General features: G+C 69.3%; 11 protein-coding genes and 1 pseudogene. 4 read left to right on the top strand and 8 right to left on the bottom strand.

What is annotated here, in order from left to right:
- Positions 1-57: 57 nt before the first annotated feature.
- The 5 genes from OHA91_RS05520 to OHA91_RS05500 all read right to left on the bottom strand — a co-directional run bounded on the left by OHA91_RS05520 (position 58) and on the right by OHA91_RS05500 (position 7,442).
- Complete coding sequence (locus OHA91_RS05520) at positions 58-867, bottom strand: hypothetical protein (protein ID WP_031147292.1); 810 nt, start codon at positions 865-867, stop codon at positions 58-60.
- Entirely contained in the window at positions 864-1,436 is a 573-nt protein-coding gene (locus OHA91_RS05515; RefSeq protein WP_209441456.1) for a SigE family RNA polymerase sigma factor, read from the bottom strand. The genes OHA91_RS05520 and OHA91_RS05515 overlap by 4 nt, the downstream gene beginning before the upstream one ends.
- Before the next feature lie 87 nt (positions 1,437-1,523).
- Positions 1,524-2,411, bottom strand: coding sequence for an expansin EXLX1 family cellulose-binding protein (locus OHA91_RS05510; RefSeq protein ID WP_051892742.1), 888 nt, complete (start codon positions 2,409-2,411; stop codon positions 1,524-1,526).
- 630 nt (positions 2,412-3,041) lie between these two features.
- Positions 3,042-5,414, bottom strand: coding sequence for a non-reducing end alpha-L-arabinofuranosidase family hydrolase (locus OHA91_RS05505; protein ID WP_328738743.1), 2,373 nt, complete (start codon positions 5,412-5,414; stop codon positions 3,042-3,044).
- Positions 5,415-5,900: 486 nt separating this feature from the next.
- A complete protein-coding gene (locus OHA91_RS05500; RefSeq protein WP_328738742.1) occupies positions 5,901-7,442 on the bottom strand; it encodes a sigma-70 family RNA polymerase sigma factor in 1,542 nt (513 codons plus the stop codon).
- Positions 7,443-7,933: 491 nt separating this feature from the next.
- Here OHA91_RS05500 and OHA91_RS05495 point away from each other — a divergent pair, with 491 nt between their 5' ends.
- Both OHA91_RS05495 and OHA91_RS05490 read left to right on the top strand, forming a co-directional pair.
- Complete coding sequence (locus OHA91_RS05495; protein ID WP_328738741.1) at positions 7,934-10,552, top strand: RICIN domain-containing protein; 2,619 nt, start codon at positions 7,934-7,936, stop codon at positions 10,550-10,552.
- 544 nt (positions 10,553-11,096) lie between these two features.
- Positions 11,097-11,552, top strand: a pseudogene (locus OHA91_RS05490) (phytanoyl-CoA dioxygenase family protein); the annotation flags it as partial.
- A gap of 150 nt (positions 11,553-11,702) precedes the next feature.
- Here OHA91_RS05490 and mmsB read toward each other — a convergent pair.
- The 3 genes from mmsB to chvE all read right to left on the bottom strand — a co-directional run bounded on the left by mmsB (position 11,703) and on the right by chvE (position 15,686).
- On the bottom strand, positions 11,703-12,938 hold the full coding sequence (gene mmsB, locus OHA91_RS05485; RefSeq protein WP_031147304.1) for a multiple monosaccharide ABC transporter permease: 1,236 nt from the start codon (positions 12,936-12,938) through the stop codon (positions 11,703-11,705).
- 3 nt (positions 12,939-12,941) lie between these two features.
- Positions 12,942-14,489 carry a multiple monosaccharide ABC transporter ATP-binding protein gene (mmsA, locus tag OHA91_RS05480; protein ID WP_328738740.1) on the bottom strand — a complete coding sequence of 516 codons (1,548 nt, stop codon included), beginning with the start codon at positions 14,487-14,489 and terminating at the stop codon, positions 12,942-12,944.
- Between the two features lie 102 nt (positions 14,490-14,591).
- Positions 14,592-15,686, bottom strand: coding sequence for a multiple monosaccharide ABC transporter substrate-binding protein (chvE, locus tag OHA91_RS05475; protein ID WP_381705875.1), 1,095 nt, complete (start codon positions 15,684-15,686; stop codon positions 14,592-14,594).
- Positions 15,687-16,127: 441 nt separating this feature from the next.
- On the opposite strand from chvE, the gene OHA91_RS05470 reads away from it, so the two are divergent.
- Complete coding sequence (locus OHA91_RS05470; RefSeq protein WP_408059228.1) at positions 16,128-17,117, top strand: LacI family DNA-binding transcriptional regulator; 990 nt, start codon at positions 16,128-16,130, stop codon at positions 17,115-17,117.
- Positions 17,118-17,309: 192 nt separating this feature from the next.
- Positions 17,310-19,040: a ribulokinase gene (locus OHA91_RS05465; RefSeq protein ID WP_328738737.1), complete on the top strand. Its 1,731-nt coding sequence runs from the start codon at positions 17,310-17,312 to the stop codon at positions 19,038-19,040.
- Positions 19,041-19,051: the final 11 nt, after the last annotated feature.

The following is a 19,051-nucleotide window of genomic DNA, read 5'->3' as shown; positions in this document are numbered from 1 at the left end:
GTGAGGCAGGCGGCGCGCAGGTGCGTGGGTGGCTTCGACCCGGCTACGGGCATGGCCTCATCGTGTCGGGGTGAAGCCGCCCCAGACCGAGAGTGCGCCGCGGGGACCGTTGGCGTCGACGCGGTAGCCATCGTGCTTGGCCTCGCGCTCGCCGGCGGCGTGGTTGTACTGGCCGGCGAAGACATGCTGTCCGGCCGGGACCGTGCGGCCCGGCTTGAGAGTCCAGCGGTAGACCACTGCTCCGTCCTCGTGCTGCACGGTGACGGTGAAGTCGTCGGCGGGCAGCGTCCGCCAGCTGCCGGTGCTCTGCACTCCGCCGGTCTGCGTGATGCGCAGTTCCATGGTGAGTGCGGTGAGCGGTTGGGTGGTCTTGAGGGTGATGTTGCTCTGCGCCCAGTAGGTGTTGCTGCTCGCGTCCAAGGAGCCGGCCGACCACAGGGGCCCGTCCTGGACGTGCGCGCTGCCGGGCCGGGTCGAGCCCGCGCCGCCCGACGCCGCAGGGCTGGGGCTGGTCGAGGGCGTAGTCGAGGGCGAGCGGTCCGGCGCGGTCGGGCCGCCGGTGGTGGGCGTCGACGGCGTCGGGTGGGGAGTCCCGGGCGCGGACGGCGCGGCGGGGGTGGCCGGAATCTCCGGCCGGGCCGGCGGGGACTGGACGATGGAGGCGACGGCGAAACCACCGACTGCCAGAATGCCCGCTGTGGCGAGGGAGGCGAGCGCGACCCTGGGCCAGGGCCTCGTGCCCGACGACTCGCGGGGGCCGGCGGGGGCGCCGGACATGCCGCGTTCCACGCGTGCCAGGATCCGGGCGCGGTCGGGCTGGTGGGCCTCGGCGGCTGCGCGCAGCCGCCCGGTGAGCTCCTCGTTCAACGGCTCCTCCTCCCCGCCAACAGTTCCCCGGCTGCTCCTGTGCTGCCCAGCATCCGTTCCAGTTCGGCCATCCCCTTCGAGGTCTGGCTCTTCACCGTACCGACCGATATTCCGAGCGCCAGAGCGGTGTCCTTCTCCGACAGGTCGAAGGCGTGCCGCAGGACCACGCATGCCCGCTTCCGGAACGGCAACCGGTCGAGAGCAGTACGCACGTCCACCACGGCGGCCACGTCCGGACCGTCCAACGGCTCAGCGCCGCGGGACCAGAACAGGGCGATCCGGCGGCGCTCGCGCACCGCGCTGCGGATCCGTGACCGTGCCAGGTTGGCGACCACGCCACGCGCGTAGGCGAGTGGGTACTCGGCCTGGCGCAGCCGGTCCCAGCGCTGCCACAGTGCGATCAGGGCGTCCGCGGCCAGATCGTCGGCACCGTCCGCCTCGCCCGTCAGGAGATGGGCGAACCGGGCGAGTTCGGCGTAGTGGCGTTCGAAGAAGTCGTGGAACTCCGCGGACGCGTCATCGAGGACCACGCTGTCGGTCGCCCCTTCTGCAAATGTGTGCGTTAACATCCGGGCGGCAGCGTATCAGCGCCCGGTACGACCCAGGGCGCTCCAGTGCGGCCGTACCCCGGATCCGCCACCGGCTGCGGCGTGGTTTCAGTGCGGGGCGAACTGGACTCGGGTCGGTTGTGCGACGTTCGGCAGCAGCGCGGTCCCGTCGACCGTCAGCTGCTCTCCGTAGATGTCGCTGATCCTCATCGCGCCGCCGCACCCGCTGCCGTCGGCGGAGAGGAAGTAGTTGTAGTCGGTACGAGGCAGCCTCCGCCAGCCCTTGGTGGTGCGTACCTCCAGCCGTGCGACCGGATTGCGGTGGTCGATCACCTGGATGCCGCACCAGTGGGGGCTGGAACCGGTCTTGTACCGGACGGAGATCGTGCCGGACGTCTGGGGGCTCAGCAGGCTCCAGGTGATCGGGATACGGCCGAGCTTGGGATCGGTCAGTTTGGCGAAGGCCTGTTCGCTGAGGTCCAGTTGTCCGGGTGCGCAGGGCAGTGGGCATTCGTTGGTGATCCGGACCGTGATCGAGGCGCCGTTCGCGGCGCGGACGCGCACGTACGCGCCGCACGCCCTGGACGACTCGTAGTCGGTGGTGTTCATCGCCGCGATCATGAGGTCGTCGCTCGGGCCGAACAGGCAGGCGCCGTTGCCGTCGCCGGCGGCGTAGGCGGTGGCGACGCCCTTGTAGGTGGTCCCGGGCTGGAGGCGGCCTGCCGACGGTGCCGTGCTGGACGCCGCCTGCGGGGTTGCCTTCGCCGAAGGCTGTGGCGCCGCGGTGGCCGTACCGACGGCCGCGGTCGCGGTTGCCGCGGCATGCGAGCTGTCCGTCGGGGGCGCGGGGCTCGTCGGGGCCGAGGGCATGGCTTCCGCCTGGGTGGCGGCGGGGGCCGCCACGTCGGTCCCGACCTCGGCCTTGGGATCGGGGAGCATGGCCGTCACCAGGCAGAGGAGGACGCCCGCGGCGGTCAGTGCCGTCGTTCCCATCATCAGCTTGTGTCTACGCCTGCGCTGCCGCGCGGCCTGCCGTGCAGTCTGCATGTCCGTCCGTTCGAAGATTCGAGTCGAGGTGCACTGCTTGGTCGCCGCAGGATGCGAAAAGGTTGCCGACGGTTCCCACCGGGGATGACGAGGAAGCGGGCGCGATTCCCGCCGGCTGGTCCCAGGTGGAGTGGTTCGGCACGGGCCCGGGCGAGGCTTCCCCGACTCGCGTCAGGCAGTTCGGGTCGGCGGACTTCGCGTTCATCCTGGCTTCCCTGCAGCAGAGCTGAGACCGTCGAGCGGCCGCCGCACCAGCGTTCCTGGTGCGCCGGGTCGCTCCGTGATCACCGCCCTGCTCGGCGCTGCGGCTTCCGACTCCACCGCACGCCGTGCCCTGGCCGAGCTGGACGAACCGCAGTTGCACCGGATCGCCAAGGCCCCGTGTCCGCGGTGGCGTCGTAGTGCTTCGGTCCGTACCCGCGATGAAAGTCCACAAAAGAGGGGAACCCCAGCCGACGCACGGCTGGGGTTCCTCGAGGCGGTGAGTATCGGTCAGCAGGTGGAGTTGTCCGTGCCGTAGACCGCTCGTCTCCGCGCTGGCAGGCTGCGCCGAATCGCGATCACAGTGGATCGGGCAGGTTAGCGCTGCAGGGTGAGGACACCCGGCCGGTACGGCAGTTGGTCATAGGGGCCGCCCGCAGTGGGGGACTTGCCCTGGTAGAGGAACTGCAGGTTGCAGGGGTCGATGGTCATGGTCTGGTCGGGGTTGTTGCGGACCAGGTCACCGTGGCTGATGTCGTTGGTCCAGGTGGCACCGCTGTTGGCCTTGCCCGCGAAGGGGTTGCTTTCGCTGGCGGCCTGGGGGGTCCACGAACCGCTCAGGCTGGAGGCCGTGAACGAGCGGAAGTAGCGCCCGTTCGCACCCTTAGCCTCAACGATCATGAGGTACTGGTTCTGGCCCTGAACCTTGTAGACCTGCGGCGCCTCGAACAGGTTGCTCTCCGAGTCGCTCATGATCGTCGTGTAGGACGAGCCGAAGCTGCCCGGGAAGTTCCCGATCGGCATGCTCGCCCGGTAGATCTTGCCGTTGTCACCGGCGAAGAACAGGTACATGTTCTGGTCGTCAGCGATCAGCGTCTGGTCGATCGGGCCGGTGGGGGAGCCGGAGATGCTACCGGTGAACAGCGGCTGCGGCGAGGACCAGCCGTTGGGGTTGGTGGGGTCGCTCGACGTGCGGTAGATGAAGGGCCACGAACCCCACTGGTACGCCATCACCCAGATCTTCTTGGGCGCGAAGTAGAACAGCGTGGGCGCCACCGCGGCCTGGCTCATCCCGGTCTGGCCGGCCGACGCCATGTCCGGCCAGTTCGTGAAGGGACTGAACATCATCGAGCCGTACGACGATCCCGACGCGTTCGACGCGTAGACCAGATGCTTGCCGTTGTGCACCACGTTGGTGAAGTCCTTCAGCGAGGCCCACCCGTTCGCCGGCTGCGCCAACGCACCAGTCGACGTCCATCGGTACGTCGACGGAAGAGCACACGTGCCGCCCGTCGGCGCGGGCGTTGTCGGGGTCGACGTCCTGGACGGGCCGGCCCACTGCTGGTTGCTGCCGGACCAGCAGGAGTACAGCTGGATCTTGGTGCCGTTGGCGGTGGCCGCGCCCACGGCGTCGAGGCACAGCCCGGACTGGACGCCGGCGATCGTGCCGTTGGTGTTGATGTTCCACTGCTGGTTGGCGCCGCCGTTGCAGTCCCAGATGACCACCGCGGTGCCGTTGGCGGTGCCCTTGGCCCTAGCGTCCAGGCACTTGTTGCCGTAGATCTTCAGCTGCTTGCTGGCGGTGTAGGTCCAGCGCTGGTTGGCCTGTCCGTTGCAGTCCCACAGCTGCGCCTGGGTCCCGTTGACGGTGGTGGAGCCGTTGATGTCGATACAACGACCGGAGGGGACGCCCTTGATCTCCCCGGTACCGGATCCGGTCCCGCCGGCCGCCCCGCCCGTGGCCTTGAGGGCGTTCACGACGGCGGTGTGGGCGGCCTTGGGTTTGCCGTTGTTGTCGAACAGCAGGGGGCTGTCGCCGCTGCGCCAGGAGTCGCTGTCACGGATGCCCCAGACCGTGATGCCGGTGCACCGGGCCACGGACAGGCAGGCTTTGACCGTGTTGGCGTAGTGGGTGGACGACGCCTGGGCGATGTCCAGCTCGGTGATCTGGACGTCAACGCCCAGGGCGGCGAAGTTGGACAAGGTGGTCTGGAAGCTGGACGGCGGGCCGCTGGTGCCGAAGTGGCTCTGGAACCCGACGCAGTCGATCGGCACGCCGCGGGACTTGAAGTCCTTGACCATGCTGTAGACGCCCTGGGTCTTGGCGTCCGACCAGTTCTCGATGTTGTAGTCGTTGTAGCAGAGCTTGGCCGAGGAGTCGGCCGCCCGGGCGGTGCGGAACGCTTCCTCGATGAAGCCGTTGCCCAGCACGTTCTGGAACACCGAGCTGCGGTGCTGGGTGGAGCCGTCGGCGAACGCCTCGTTGACCACGTCCCAGGCGTAGATCTTGCCCTTGTAGTGGGTCATCTGGGTGGTGATGTGGTTGTTCATCACGCTGCGCAGCGTGGCGGCGTCGGTGATGCCGCTGACCCAGGTGGGCAACTGGGAGTGCCACACCAGAGTGTGCCCGCGCAGCCGCTGCCCGTGGGAGGTCGCGCGGCTGACGATCCGGTCGGCGGGGCCGAAGTTGAAATTGCCGCGGGACGGTTCGATAGCGTCCCACTTCATCTCGTTCTCCGGGGTGATCATGTTGAATTCCCGGTCCAGGATCGTGGCGTACGTGGAGTCGCCGAGCCTGCCGGCGGCCACAGCGGTGCCGAAGTACCTGCCCGAGGGGGCCGCCTGCGTACCCAGGGTTATGGCTCCGGCGGAGCTGGGGAGGAGCGTCACGACACCGGCCAGCAGCGCCGCGGCCGACAGTCCTATCGTCAATGTTCGGCGACGCCGGCCGAGCCGGTGCAGGCCCTTCATGATTCTCCTCGGGGGTCGCGGGTCACCTTGGGTGCCGTGATCGTGCGCGCATCGGCCGGTACGGCCTGATCCGCCGCGGGGTGGGTGCGGTGCAGGACGTGGGGCCGTTCCTGCGTACCGGTCGCCCGGGGTTCGTGGGTGTGTCGCGTCATTGGAGCGGCTTTCTTCAGGGGAGACGTCAACGGGGGAAGTCGGGGAACCTGCCACGCCGGCACGTCATGGTGAGCGGCGGGAAGGGCACCCCATGAAGTGGAGGCTTCCGAACTCGCGGTCTCGTAACAGAAAAGTTGCGCCGCCCGGACGATTGCTCAGTGATGCATCTCGCAGGCAAAAAGCGTTATGCCAAGCCCCGCGGTCTGGTCGTCCCTGTGGAAAGGGCGCGTACTCGGCTCACTGCCGGGTTGAGAACGGCGTGGTGCAGGATCGTGGTGCAGGATCACCAGCTGTCACTGCGCGACTCGCCCCAAAACGCTCAAGGAGCGGTTCTCAAGACCAGGCCCTGCGCATGATGAAGGAAGCCTGGCCGGCGAAGGCCCGAGTGCCGTCGGAGCCATCGAGCCAGACGCCACCGTCGCGGTGGCGGATGACCGATCCGGGATAGTTGTGCGCGTGCAGGGTCACCGACCCGGCGACCGCCCCGGGTTGCGGACAGAAGGTGGCGTCTTCACGGAACAGTTCGCTGCCGTCGTTGGTGCTCAGCCGTAGCCGCAGGTCACGATGGCGCAGATAGCGGCCGTCGGCGGCGCGGAAGGTGACGCACCGTGTGTCGGCCAGCCCCCCGATGACCGTGAAGGTGACCCGCTGCCGTGTCTGCGCGCTGCTGGACGCGGAGACTCGGCCGAGCGTCGCGAAGTCGCCGGCATACGTGAGGTACAGGGCGGGCTCGTCCACGGACTCCAGCGACTGTGCGCCCAGCGGAACAGTGCCTGCGACGGCGGACGGACTCACCGGGGACGGTCCGGCCGACGTGGTGGTGCGCGACGGGACCGGCGTGGGATTGCCGACCGTGGGAGCGGCGATGACGCCGGGCACCCGGTGCGCCGGTTCGGGCCACGTCGCGTAGGTGGCGGTCCCGGCGATGAGCACCGCGCCGGTGGCGAGGCTCGCCACCGGATGAGCGCTGACCGCGAAGAGTTTGCCGATCAGCGAGCTGTGCAGACCGCCTCCCCCCGTCGCCGTGCTGACGGCGACGTGTGTCGTGGCCAGCCCGGCGGCGCTCGCGGCCGTACCCGACAGCAGGCCCTTGGCGGCCAGCGCGGCGATGAGTCCGGCCGGGACGGCCAGCGGCGCGAGGCTGAGGAGCAGTAGTTCGGCCGGAACCCGTTCTGTCGTCGTCGCCATGCAGACCGGGCAGCCGCGGGTATGCCGCGCGATCCGCTTGCGCCACACCGATGCACGGTGACCGTCCCAGTCGACGACGGTCTCCCCCAGCTGCGGACAGCGCGGGTCGGCCTCCAGCGCGGCGACGATCGTGCGGCCCAGTTCCAGCTGCTCGCGCATGCGTTGCAGGCGTACTCCGACGTGGGCGACAGTGAGCCCCGTCGCGGCGGCGATGTCGTCACGGCTCAGCGAGCCGGCGCATTCCTGCCACCACAGCGACAGCAGCACCCGATGGTCCGGGTCGAGCCACCGGCCGGCTTCGACAACCAGACGGCGCTCGTCCGACATATGCAGACGCAGGATCGTCACGTCCTCAAGTTCGGCGCCGGCGTCCGGTATCTGGAGTGCCTCGTCGATGACCGTGGTCCGGCCGGCGAAGGCGCGTTGCCGGTGCCAGTGGGTATTGATCTGGCGGAGCGTGATCGACACCAGCCAGGACCGGAAGCTCTCCGGGGCACGCAGGGCAGGCAGGTCGCGCACCACGCGCAGCAGGGTTTCCTGGACGACGTCGTCGATGTCGGCATGTCCGCTCAGCGCTCGCCCGACGATGTTGTAGAGCAACGGCAGGTACGCGGCGATCAGCTCCTCGCGCGCCCGATCGTCACCGGCCTGCGCCGCGGTAACCAGCCCCGCGTGGTCCGCATCCATGAGCCCCATTCCAACCTCCCTCAGGGGAGCGATCCGCCGAGTACGGCGCCGCACCTTAGCGTCGGCAAGGGTATGCGGCCAAAGCTGGATCACTGGACCGGCCCGCGCCGACTTGGAAGGGCCCTGGCCGTTCCGACCCCCGTCCCACGCGTTTCGGCGCTGTGGACGTGGCCACGGCCTTTGCACGGCACGCCATCTCCAAGGCCGGAGCTGTCTCCCTCCGAGATCGTCGGTCTTGAATGGGCCGTCGGCGAGTTGGCCGCCGGCTACCCGAACGCACCCAGATGATCTGTGGGAGTCGGCCATGGAGGACACCAAGGGCACCAGTGTCACCCGGCCACTGATCAACGCCTACCGCACCACGAGGTGACCTGAAAAGTTCCCGGCTCAAGGCAACCCTTTGCGGGGCCTGTGACCACAAGGAGTCGGATCCGGCCGTTTCGGTAGCTGGATCCACTTTCCTCTGGTGGCATGCAAGGAGAACACCCCCCATGAAGATCCCCACGACCGGCGGGCGCCGCGGGCGTCACCGCCGTCGCTGGACCGCGACCGGTCTGCTGCTCGGTGTGCCCGCCATCGTCGTGCCGTATCTCCTGTTCGTGCAGGAGGACTCCCAAGCCGCGACGGTCGACGGCGATGCGTACTACCGGCTGGTTTCCGTACGCAGCGGCAAGGCGCTTGACGTCAACGCCTTCTCGACCGCCGACGGCACCCGCATCCAGCAGTGGACCGACCAGAACACCGCCAACCAGCAGTGGAAGCTGAGACCCACCGGGGGCGGCTACTACGAGCTGGTGAACCGCAACAGCGGCAAAGTGCTGGGCATAGCGGGCGATTCGACCGTCCAGGCGGCCGCCGCCGAGCAGCAGACCGCCAGCTCCTCCACCTCCCAGGAGTGGCGGATCGACGATGTGGGTGGTTCCGACGCCGTCACCTTCACCTCCCGCAGGAGCGGCCAGGTCCTGGACGTCTCCGGAGGCTCCACGGCCGAGGGCGCGGCAGTCATCCAGTATCCCGGCAAGGGCAGCACCAACCAGCAGTGGAAGCTGGTGAAAACGGCCGAGACCCAGGCAGCCGGACCGTATGTGTGGAACAACGCCCAGGTGGTGGGAGGCGGTTACGTCACCGGGCTGGTGTTCAACCCGCGCGAGAAGGGTCTGCTGTACGCGCGTACCGACATGGGCGGCGCCTACCGCTGGGACACCGCGGCCGAGCAGTGGATCCCGCTGACCGACTGGCTCGGCGAGAAGGACTGGAACCTTCTGGGCATCGATGCGCTGGCCACCGACCCCGTCGACCCCGACCGGCTCTACCTCGCGACCGGCACCTACACCAACGAGTGGGCCGGCAACGGCGCGATCCTGCGCTCCACGGACCGGGGCCGCACCTTCAAGCGCACCGAGCTGCCGTTCAAGCTGGGCGGCAACGAGGACGGCCGCGGGGCGGGCGAGCGGCTGGCGATCAACCCTGTGGACAACGGCACCCTCCTGCTGGGCACCCGCAAGAACGGCCTGTGGCGCAGCACCGACCACGGCGCGACATGGAGTCAGGTCTCCTCGTTCCCCGTCAAGGACGGGGCGAGCAGCGGCGCGGGCATCTCCTTCGTGACGTACGGCCCGGCCGGCAGCAAGACGGTCTATGTCGGCGTCGCCGACAAGTCCACCTCCCTGTACCGCTCCACCGACGGCGGCAGCACCTGGCAGGCCGTCTCCGGGCAGCCCACCGGCCAGATGCCGCAGCACGGTGTGCTCTCCGGTGACGGCTCGCTGTACCTGACGTACACCAACGCCCTCGGGCCCAACGGCGTGACGGCGGGTTCGGTGTGGAAGTACATGCCGGCCGGCGGGGCGTGGAAGAACGTCTCCCCGTCCCAGGGCAGCTACGGGTTCTCCGGTCTGGCCGTCGACCCGCAGAAGCCGTCCACGGTGATGGTCACCACCCTCGACCGCTGGTGGCCCGAGGACGAGATCTACCGGACCACCGACGGCGGTACGACCTGGAAGGCACTGGCGGAGAAATCGGTGCGGGACGCCTCCGGCGCGCCTTACGTCGGTACCGGCACCGGGCACTGGATGACCGCCCTGGCCATCGATCCCTTCAACTCCGGGCACGTGCTGTACGGCACCGGCAACGGCATCTGGCGCAGCAAGGACGCCAACGCCTCCGACAGCGGCGGCACCAGCCACTGGAGCGCGGGGGCCCGAGGGCTGGAGGAGACCGCGCTGCTGGACGCGGTCGCCCCGCCCGGCGGCGCCCAAGTCGTCACCGCCATGGGCGACCAAGGCGGTTTCCGCCACGACTCCCTGACCAAGGTGCCCGCCGGGCGACTGAAGAACCCGATGATGACCAACAGCACCGACATCGATTTCGCCCAGTCCAACCCCGCGCTGATGGTCCGCGTCGGCCTTGGCGGCGACAAGGACGGCGCCTACTCCACCGACGGCGGCACCAGCTGGACCGGCTTCACGACAGAGCCGGTGGACAGCGCCGACACCGGACATGTCGCGCTCGCGGCGGACGGCTCCACCATCGTCTGGACCCAGGCCGGTCAGGCCCCGTACCGCTCGACCGACAAGGGGGCGAGCTGGTCGAAGGTCAGCGGCCTGGGCACCGGCGCCGTGGTCGTCGCCGACCGCTCCTCGGCCAAGACCTTCTACTCACTGGCCGGCGGCACGCTCTACGCCAGTACCGACGGCGGCGCGACCTTCACCGCCCGCGCCACCAACCTGCCCACCGGCCGGCTCGCGGCCGTCCCCGGCATCGCCGGGGACCTGTGGATCTCCGGCGGCGACAAGGGGCTGCTGCGCTCCACCGATGGTGGCCGGACCTTCACCGCACTCACCACGGTGAAGTCCGCCTCTGCCCTCGGCTTCGGCAAGGCGGCGCCGGGCGCCGACTACCAGGCCCTGTACCTGATCGGTACCGTCAAGGACGTCACCGGAGTCTTCCGCTCCACCGACAAGGGCGCCACCTGGCTCCGCGTCAACGACGCCGCCCACCAGTGGGGCAGCATCGGCGGTGTCGGCGTCATCACCGGCGATCCCGACACCTTCGGGCGCGTCTATGTCGGCACCAACGGACGCGGCCTCCAGTACGGCGACCCGTCCTGACCCCAACGCCCGAGCGGTGCCGCAGGCACACAACGGCCTGCGGCACCGCCATGGCTGAGGGACCTCGCCTCGTCCTGCACGAGCTCCTGGGGCTGTCCGGACGATGCGCGACGAGGCGAACCCGCATCGTCAAGGCGTGGAGCAGCAGAACCAAGACGACTAGGGCGTGTCTTTCGGATCGTGTCGGCCGAGCCCGCGTTGTCCGGTGCCGTGCATCGCAAGGCGGAGGGGCTCCGCTTGTACTGGGCGTACTCGGGAGCCCCGACAACGCGGCGAGGTGCGGTGCCGGGCAGCGCGGGCCCGGCAAGATCCGAAAGACACGGCCTAGTCACCGCAATCCAGGGCGCCTCGCGGCGCCGCAAGGCCACGGGCTCGGAAGCGCCGGGACCGCTCGGGCTGGCGGCCCTGGAGGTCGCCAGCCTGGTCGTGGCGATCCTGGCGTGACTGGCCGCCACCCGTGGGTCGTGGTCCTCCTGCTGCTGGCCGCCGCCGGCGGCCTCTGGATGCGGCGACGCCAGGAAGCAGCCCGATGGGAACGAGTCCGGGCCCAGAGCCTGCGCTAGGCCGTCGAGCATCTCGACAGCCAGTGGAGGGGGAACGCGGCTCACGCGACGCGCAGCCGCTGCGCGGGGACGCTGTCATCGACGTCCGGCCGGACGCCTTCGACGTGCAGTTGATGTACTTTCCGCAGGCGGTGACGCTGGAGATGGGCGGAACGCTCACCGTGCCGGGCCCGCCACCTCCGGCGGATCAACGAGTCCGACACCAGCCGCTACCAGAACCTGCACGGCCAGGACCGGCTGGTCTGCCCGGCCGGGGCGGTGGTGTTTCTGCACCACGGCCTCTGGCATGGGGCCGGCGCAACGACAGCGACGCGATGCGCTACATGTTCAAAATCTCGACGACCCGCAGGTGGCCGCAGCGCTGGACTCGATGTTTCCCGTGGTACGAGTCGGCGACCGGTCGGCTGGAGCGGTACAACCGCAACCTGCTGTGGCGGGTGCCGCGCCGGTGCTGCGGCAGCAGGCGCTGGTCCCCTGTACTTGGCCACCTCGGCGCTGGGCCCCCCTGTCGTGGGCTGGTCGCTGTACGACGGCAGGGGTCGCACCTCGCCCACCGCGGGCGACAGCGACGAGGAGGAGGGGTGGGGTCAGGCTCCAACCTTGCGCTTGTTGTAGACGTCGAAGCCGACGGCCGCGAGCAGTACCAGGCCCTTGATCACCTGCTGGTAGTCGGTACCCACACCGACCAGCGACATGCCGTTGTTCAGCACGCCCAGCACCAGACCGCCGATGATCGCACCGAGGACGGTGCCCACACCGCCGCTGGCGGAGGCGCCGCCGATGAAGGCGGCGGCGATCGCTTCCAACTCGAAGTTGATGCCGGCCTGCGGGGTACCGGCGTTGAGTCGCGCGGCGAAGACCAGCCCGGCCAGGGCCGCGAGGACGCCCATGTTGACGAAGGCCAGGAAGACGACCCGCTTGCTCTTCACCCCGGACAGCCTCGCCGCCGCCTCGTTGCCGCCGATGGCGTAGGTGTGCCGGCCGAGGATCGAGTTGCGCATCACGTATCCGAAGCCGACCAGCAGGACGCCGAGGATCAGCAGAACGATCGGCACCCCGTGGTAGCTGGCCAGCAGCAGCGTGAAGGCCACCACGGCCGCGGTGATCGCGCCGAGCTTCACCAGGAACAGCCCGGCCGGGAGCGGTTCCCGTCCGTACGAGGCGGCCCGCCGCCGTCCGCGCACCTCCTGAAGGATCGCGATGGCCAGCACTGCGAGGCCCAGTAGCAGGGTGAGGTTGTGGTAGTCGGTGCGGGGGCCGGCTTCGGGGAGGAAGCCGCTGCTGATGTTCTGGAAGCCCTTGGGGAACGGCGCCACCGACTGGCCCTGCAGGAGGATCTGGGTGCCACCCCGGAACAGCAGCATGCCGGCCAGGGTGACGATGAACGAGGGGATCCCGAGGTAGGCGATCCAGAAGCCCTGCCAGGCGCCGGCGAGAGCCCCGATCGCCAGCGCGGCCAGCAGCGCCACGGGCCATGGCGCGTCGTGTCGGACCATCATCACCGCGGCGGCGGCCCCGACGAAGGCGGCGAGCGACCCGACCGACAGGTCGATGTGCCCGGAGATGATGACGATCATCATCCCGATCGCCAGGATGAGGATGTAGCCGTTCTGCTGGATCAGGTTGGTGATGTTGAGCGGCTGGAGCAGTATGCCGTCTGTCCAGAACTGGAACAGCAGCACGATCAGCGCCAGCGCGACCAGCATCCCGTACTGGCGCAGGTTGCCGCGCAGCGCGCGGGCCAGTACGGCACCGGCCGACGGACGTTGGCCGGTCTCCGGTGTGCCGAGCGTGGTGTCTGGGGTGGTCTGGGTCCGGGCCATGCCTCACACCTGCTTGTCGGGGTATGCCGCGCTCATGGTCATGAGGCGCATGAGGGATTCCTGGGTGGCGTCCGCGCGGGTCACCTCACCGGTGATCCGGCCTTCGGCCATGGTGTAGATCCGGTCGCACAGGCCCAGGAGTTCGGGGAGTTCGGAGGAGATGACGAGTACCGTCTTGCCCTGGGCGGCGAGTTCGGCGATGACGGTGTAGATCTCCGCCTTGGCGCCGATGTCGATGCCCCGGGTGGGTTCGTCGAGGATCAGCACCTCCGGCTCGGCGAAGATCCACTTGCTGAGGACGACCTTCTGCTGGTTGCCGCCGCTGAGCTTGCCGGTCTCCGCGAACACCGAGGGGGCCTTGATGTTCATGGTCCGCCGGAACGATTCGGCGATCCGGGCCTCCTCGTGCCGGTTGACCCAGCCTCGCCGCGCGACCTTGCCGAGGGAGCTCAGCGAGATGTTCCGGCTGATGTCGTCGTTGAGGTTGAGGCCGAGCTGCTTGCGGTCCTCGGTCACGTACGCGATGCCGTGCCCGATCGCCTCCGGCACCGTCCGGGTACGGATCTCCCGGCCGTGCAGCCGCACCCGGCCCCCGGTCCACCGTCCGTACGAGCGGCCGAAGACGCTCATGGCCAACTCGGTGCGGCCGGCGCCCATGAGGCCGGCTATGCCGACGATCTCGCCTCGACGCACGTGCAGCGAGGCGCCGTCGACCACCTTCCGTCGGTGGTCGATCGGGTGCCGGACGCTCCAGTCCTCGATTTCGAAGGCGACCTCGCCGATCTCCGGGGCGCGCTCGGGGTAGCGGTGTTCCAGGTCACGGCCGACCATGCCGCGGATGATCCGCTCCTCGGAGATGCCCTCGACCCCGATCGCGATGGTCTCGATGGTCCGCCCGTCGCGCAGGATGGTGACGGCGTCGGCGACCCGGGCGATCTCGTTCAGCTTGTGCGAGATGAGGATGCAGGAAATGCCCTGAGCCTTGAGTTCGAGGATCAGGTCGAGCAGCTTGCGGCTGTCCTCGTCGTTCAGGGCGGCCGTCGGCTCGTCCAGGATGAGCAGCTTGACCTTCTTGGCGAGCGCCTTGGCGATCTCGACCAACTGCTGTTTGCCCACGCCGAGATCGGCGATCCTGGTGTGCGGGCTCTCGTCGAGTCCGACCTGCCGGATCAGTGCGGCGGCGTGAGTCAGCGTCCGGTGCCAGCTGATGACGCCGCGGGTGGCGTGCTCGTTGCCGAGGAAGATGTTCTCGGCGATGGACAGGTAGGGCACCAGCGTGAGTTCCTGGTGGATGATCACGATGCCGCGCTGCTCGCTGGCCCGGATGTCCCGGAACCGGCAGGGATCGCCCTCGAAGTAGATCTCGCCCTGGTAGCCGCCATGAGGGTGGACCCCGCTGAGTACCTTCATCAGTGTGGACTTGCCGGCGCCGTTCTCACCGCAGACGGCGTGGACCTCACCTGCGGCGACGGTCAGGTTGACCTCGGAGAGAGCCTTGACACCGGGAAACGTCTTGCTGATCGACCGCATCTCGAGAACGGGTCGGGCCATGGTGGTGCATCCGTATCGTCGGGGCGGTGCGGTGCCGGGCGGTCTCCCGTGCGTCGCACCGCCGGTTCGGCATCGTCGGACCCGTCGGTCGGGCCCCGGGGGCTACTTGAGCTGGTCCGCGGTGTACTGGCCGCTGTCCACCAGGACCTTCTGGTAGTTCTCCTTGTCGACGCTGACCGGCTGGAGCAGCTGCGCCGGTACGGTCTTGACGCCGTTGTCGTACTGGCCGGTGTCGTTGACCTCGGGCTTGCCGCCGGTCAGGAGCGCGTCGCCCATCTGGACCGCGGTCTTGGCCAGTTGGCGGGTGTCCTTGTAGACGGTCTGGGTCTGCTCGCCAGCGATGATCGACTTCACCGAGGCCAGTTCGGCGTCCTGGCCCGTGACGACGGGCAGTGACTGGCCGGTGCCGTAGCCGACGCCCTTGAGTGACGAGATGATGCCGATCGAGATGCCGTCGTACGGCGAGAGCACGGCGTCGACGCGGGCGGCGGTGTACGACTTGCTCAGCAGGTTGTCCATCCGGGACTGGGCGAGACCGCCGTCCCAGCGCAGTGTGGCGATCTGGTTGAAGGAGGTCTGGCCGCTCTGCACGATCAGCTTCTTGTCGTCGACGTACGGCTTGAGGACGCTCATCGCACCGTTGAAGAAGAACGTGGCGTTGTTGTCGTCCGGTGAGCCGGCGAACAGCTCGATGTTGAACGGGCCCTTGCCGTCCTTGAGGCCGAGCTTGTCGACGATGTAACTGCCCTGGAGGACACCGACCTTGTAGTTGTCGAAGGTCGCGTAGTAGTCGACGTTCTTCGTGCCACGGATCAGTCGGTCGTAGGAGACGACGGGGATGTGGGCGTCGGCGGCCTTCTGCAGCACGTTGGTGAGCGAGGAACCGTCGATGGCGGCGATCACCAGCAGCTTGGCCCCCTTGGTGATCATGTTCTCCACCTGGGAGACCTGGTTCTCCACGACGTTGTCGCCGTACTGGAGGTCGGTCTTGTAACCCTTGGCCTGGAACTCCTTGACCATGTTGTTGCCGTCGTTGATCCAGCGCTCCGACGACTTGGTCGGCATCGCGATGCCGATGAGGCCCCCTTTGGCGTCTCCGCCGGCCCCGCCGTCGCCCGCTCCGTTGGCGCTCTGGCCGCAGGCTGCCAGCGACAGCGTGAGACCCACGGCGACAAGGCCCGCTGAAAGCTTCCGCACAGTTCCTCCAGTGATGTTCCGCGACCGGCACAGTGCGACCCGGCTGGGCGACCGGAAGCGGTCGAGCGGGGTCGGCCGGGAGTCGTTTTCTCGCGCTGTGGGAAGTCCGGGTTGCAGCGGCTCCGGCCTGGCGATACCTGAGTGTTAACGCTCACAAGTGTGCCGTCAAGGGTCTGTTCGGATCACCGTTGGGTTCACAACGGCGCAGGCGATCAGCCACTGTGTCCCTGGCCCCCGGGCTGGGCAGTGGGCGGCTCTCGGAGTGGCCGGCTGCACGCCGCAGTGTCCCTGCCGCTGGATGGTGGTAACCCGCCGCATCCGCTTGTCCGTCACCGCTCGCACAGCCTTCGTCGGCGGTCGGTGGCGTACCGTAGCCCGGAGTCGAGGAGGGAAGTGCGAGTGGGAAACGACAGTGCCGGGACCGAGCGGCGCCACCCTGTGATGGCGGACGTGGCGAGATTGGCCGGCGTGTCCCACCAGACGGTGTCCCGGGTGCTCAACGGCGCCCCGCATGTGCGGCCCGGCACCCGGGAGCGCGTGCTCGCCGCCATCCGGGAGCTGGACTACCGGCCCAACTCCGCTGCCCGCGCCCTGGTCACCCGCCGCTCGCAAACCCTCGGCGTGGTCAGCTTCGAATCCACCCTGTACGGTCCCGCCTCGATGCTGCACGGCATCGAGCAGGCTGCGCGCAGTGCGGGGTACTTCGTCAGCGTGACGAGTCTGCACTCCCTGGACGGCCGCTCGGTTCAGGAGGCCGTCGACCGGCTGCGCGCCCAGGGCGTGGAGGGCGTGGTCGTGATCGCGCCCCAGATCTCCGCCGTCAGCGCGGTGGCCAGGCTCTCCAGCTCCGTGCCGGTGGTCGCGGTCGGACCGGGCAGCCAGTCGCGGGTTCCCATGGTCTCGGTGGACAACCGGTCCGGCGCCGAAGCGGCCACCAGGCACCTGCTCGATCTGGGCCACCGTACCGTGCACCACCTGGCCGGCCCGGCCGGCTGGATGGAGAGCCAGGACCGCCAGGAGGGCTGGCGCGGCGCGCTGGAGGCCGCCGGAGCCCCCGTGCCGCGTGTGGAGTCCGGCGACTGGAGTGCGCGCGCCGGCTACCAGGCGGGCTTGCGGATCGCCGAACTGGACGACGTCACCGCCGTCTTCTGCGCCAACGACCACATGGCGCTCGGCCTGCTGCGCGCCCTGCACGAGGCCGGACGCTCGATCCCGGGCGACATCAGCGTGGTCGGCTTCGACGACATTCCCGAGGCCGCCTACTTCACCCCGCCCCTGGCCACGGTGCGCCAGGACTTCGGTGAGCTCGGCCGCAGGGCCCTGGAACTGCTCGTCGAGGAGCTGGCGGGCGTCGCGCACACCCGCACTCACGTGCGGATCCCGCCCGAGATGGTGCTGCGTCGCAGCGCGGGTCCCGTCACCCGCCGTTGAGCCGGCACCGTCGGACCCGGGGCTGACCGCCGCAGCGGCCCACGCTCTCCGCCGCGTCGGCCGCACTCGGTCGAGGGCTCCATTGGTCCCTTGACAGGGTGATTGTTAACGCTAACACTGTCGCCCATCGAGCGAGACGCCCCCTTCAACTCGGCAGGAGCAATGCCGGTTTCCCGTGCGAAGGATGAGAAAGTGACCGTGATCCCTGCCGCCGCCCGGGGCTCGGACAGCTACGTCGTCGGCGTCGACTTCGGCACCCTCTCCGGTCGTGCCGTGGTGGTCCGCGTGCATGACGGACAGGAGCTCGCGACCGTCGTCCACGAGTACCCGCACGCCGTCATCGAGCGCGAGTTACCCGGCACCGGGCACCCACTGCCGCCTGACTGGGCCCTGCAGCACTCCGAGGACTGGCGTGAGGTACTGCGCACCGTCGTTCCCGCTGCGCTCGCCGTCTCCGGCGTCGATCCCGCTCACGTCATCGGCATCGCCACCGACTTCACCGCCAGCACGGTCCTGCCGGTGCTCGCCGACGGCACCCCGCTCGCCGAGACCACCGAGTGGGCCGCTCACCCGCACGCCTGGCCCAAGCTCTGGAAGCACCACGCGGCCCAGGACCAGGCCGACCGCATCAACGCCCTCGCCCACGCACGCGGAGAGAAGTGGATCTCCCGCTACGGCGGAAGGATCTCCGCCGAGTGGCAGTACGCCAAGGCGCTCCAGGTCCTGGAGGAGGACCCGGCCGTCTATGCCGCCTGCGCGCGGTGGATCGAGGCAGCCGACTGGATCGTCTGGCAGCTCACCGGCGTCGAGAGCCGCAACGCCTGCACGGCCGGATACAGCGGCATCTTCCAGGACGGCGGTTACCCGAGCGAGGAGTACCTCGCCGCCCTGCACCCCGGGTTCGCCGACTTCGCCCGCACCCGTCTGGAACACCCCCTCGCCCCGCTGGGCTCCCGGGTCGGCTCGCTCACCGCCCGGGCGGCGGAGTGGACGGGGCTGCCCGCGGGCATCGCGGTGGCCGCCGGCAACGTCGACGCGCACGTGGCCGCACCGGCCGCTCGGGCCGTCGAGAACGGCCAACTCCTCGCCCTCATGGGCACCTCCACCTGCCACGTCGTCAACGGCGCCGCCCTCGCAGACGTCCCTGGCATCTGCGGCGTGGTCGAGGACGGCATCGTCACCGGCTCCTATCGCTACGAGGCGGGTCAGAGTGCCGTCGGCGACATCTTCGCCTGGTGGCTGCGTCAGGGCCTCCCGGCCCACTACCTCGCCGAGGCCGAGGCGGTCGGTGCAGACCGGCACGAGCTCCTCAGCCGCAAGGCCGCCGCCCAGCCCGTCGGTGGGCACGGCCTGGTGGCTCTCGACTGGATGAACGGCAACCGCTCCACCCTGGTCGACCACAACCTCTCCGGCGTGATCGTAGGCCTCGGACTCAACACCCGCCCCGAGGAGATCTACCGTGCCCTGCTGGAGGCCACCGCCTTCGGTACCCGTGTCATCGTCGAGGCCCTGGAACAGGGCGGTGTCCCCGTCTCCGAGTTCATCGTCACCGGTGGCCTGAAGAAGAACGCCCTGCTGATGCAGATCTACGCCGACGTACTACGCCGTCCCGTCTCGCTCGCCCAGTCGGATCAGGGTCCGGCCCTCGGCTCGGCGATCCACGCCGCCGTCGCCGCCGGGGCGCACCCGGATGTGCGCTCGGCGGCGGCGGCCATGGGCCGGGTGCTCCGGGGGGCGTACCAGCCCGACCCCGGCCGGGCCGACGCCTACGACGCGCTGTACGCCGAGTACCGCGCCCTGCACGACCACTTCGGCACCGGGCCGGACAAGCTGCTCCACCGACTGAGCCGCATCCGCAACGCCGCCCTGACCACGCCTACCACCCCGACCACGGCCCTGACCGACCCGAGCGAGGTACGGTGAACGCGACCATC

The sequence above is a fragment of the Streptomyces erythrochromogenes genome (assembly GCF_036170895.1).
In the GTDB taxonomy this organism is placed as follows: Bacteria; Actinomycetota; Actinomycetes; order Streptomycetales; family Streptomycetaceae; genus Streptomyces; species Streptomyces erythrochromogenes.
The sequence above is the reverse complement of the archived record's forward strand: the minus strand, read 5'-3'. Positions and strand labels throughout refer to the sequence as shown.

What these genes read in the sequence shown, in the direction of transcription:
- OHA91_RS05495 (WP_328738741.1), top strand. Translation starts at nt 7,934, where the DNA reads ATGAAGATCCCCACGACCGGCGGGCGCCGCGGGCGTCACCGCCGTCGC.
- OHA91_RS05505 (WP_328738743.1), bottom strand. Translation starts at nt 5,414, where the DNA reads ATGAAGGGCCTGCACCGGCTCGGCCGGCGTCGCCGAACATTGACGATA.
- mmsB (WP_031147304.1), bottom strand. Translation starts at nt 12,938, where the DNA reads ATGGCCCGGACCCAGACCACCCCAGACACCACGCTCGGCACACCGGAG.
- mmsA (WP_328738740.1), bottom strand. Translation starts at nt 14,489, where the DNA reads ATGGCCCGACCCGTTCTCGAGATGCGGTCGATCAGCAAGACGTTTCCC.
- OHA91_RS05510 (WP_051892742.1), bottom strand. Translation starts at nt 2,411, where the DNA reads ATGATGGGAACGACGGCACTGACCGCCGCGGGCGTCCTCCTCTGCCTG.
- OHA91_RS05470 (WP_408059228.1), top strand. Translation starts at nt 16,128, where the DNA reads ATGGCGGACGTGGCGAGATTGGCCGGCGTGTCCCACCAGACGGTGTCC.
- OHA91_RS05500 (WP_328738742.1), bottom strand. Translation starts at nt 7,442, where the DNA reads ATGGATGCGGACCACGCGGGGCTGGTTACCGCGGCGCAGGCCGGTGAC.
- OHA91_RS05515 (WP_209441456.1), bottom strand. Translation starts at nt 1,436, where the DNA reads ATGTTAACGCACACATTTGCAGAAGGGGCGACCGACAGCGTGGTCCTC.